This is a genomic window from Paenibacillus sp. ICGEB2008, assembly GCF_000307675.1.
In the GTDB taxonomy this organism is placed as follows: Bacteria; Bacillota; Bacilli; order Paenibacillales; family Paenibacillaceae; genus Paenibacillus; species Paenibacillus polymyxa.
The window spans coordinates 1-553 of the sequence record NZ_AMQU01000042.1 but is presented as its reverse complement, the minus strand read 5'-3'; the positions used below and the strand labels follow the sequence as shown (position 1 = coordinate 553).

Below are 553 nucleotides of genomic sequence, written 5' to 3'. Positions count from 1 at the left end.
ACACCACGAGAGTTTACAACACCCGAAGTCGGTGAGGTAACCGCAAGGGGCCAGCCGCCGAAGGTGGGGTAGATGATTGGGGTGAAGTCGTAACAAGGTAGCCGTATCGGAAGGTGCGGCTGGATCACCTCCTTTCTATGGAGAATCGTTTCCTGCAATGGAAACATTCAAATCAGCAGGTACACGTACCTGTGACCGGATATTCGATTTGGTTCATCACATATGTGTGAATGAAGTGAATATCCCAAACTACTCACTCGTTGCTCAGTTTTGAGAGTTCAAGCTCTCGAACTTCGACGAATGTTTCATTCACACATCGTGTGGAACCGAAATATTCATCGGGCTTCACTTCGATGAAGTGAATTGCACCTTGAAAACTGGATACCGAAACGAAATTGCGTTTTAGAATATTCCTTTAAGCTGATCTTGTGTAAACAAGTGAAATAAAGGTAGCAAATCGTATTTACTATGTAGATACTAGGTTAAGCTACAAAGAGCACACGGAGGATGCCTAGGCGCCAGGAGCCGACGAAGGACGTGGCGAACAACGATA

General features: G+C 45.8%; 1 rRNA gene. It reads left to right on the top strand.

The features are described 5' to 3' along the window. A 16S ribosomal RNA gene (locus C400_RS0125790) occupies window positions 1-135 on the top strand; the annotation flags it as partial. Window positions 136-553: the final 418 nt, after the last annotated feature.